Source organism: Sabulibacter ruber (genome assembly GCF_017355955.1).
Taxonomy (GTDB): domain Bacteria; phylum Bacteroidota; class Bacteroidia; order Cytophagales; family Hymenobacteraceae; genus Nibribacter; species Nibribacter ruber_A.
On the sequence record NZ_JAFFID010000040.1, the window covers coordinates 1 to 367 of the forward strand.

The 367-nt window shown below is 66.2% G+C and carries 1 protein-coding gene; it reads right to left on the bottom strand.

Features of this window, described 5'->3' with window-relative positions:
• Window positions 1-16 precede the first annotated feature (16 nt).
• Window positions 17-367 (bottom strand): type 2 periplasmic-binding domain-containing protein (locus tag JT719_RS24365; protein ID WP_207436392.1); only part of this gene is annotated, 351 nt, incomplete at its 5' end.

Here is a 367-nt window from a genome sequence, read left to right on the forward strand (position 1 = left end):
TCAGGAGGGTGGGGGCTTACTTGACCGCGATGTCGTAGCCGAAATGCTGGACACTGAGCTTCGAGACCACGCCGTCCTTGGTGGACTCCTGGATGGCCTTGTCGAACAGCGCCTTCAGGTCGGCGTCGGCCTTGCGCACGCCGTGACCGATGCCCTCGCCCAGCACGCCGCGCGCGAAGTCCGGAGCGAAGCGGGCCATCTTGCCCTCGTTCGCCTTGGCGATGGCCTGCACCGCCGAGCGGTCGCCGAAGATGGCGTCGAGGCGGCCGGCGTTCAGGTCGATGCCGGCGTTGTCCAGCTTGTCGTAGCTGCGCACCTGCACGTCCGGCAGGTACTTCTCCATGAAGTTCGCCTGGATGGTCGAGAC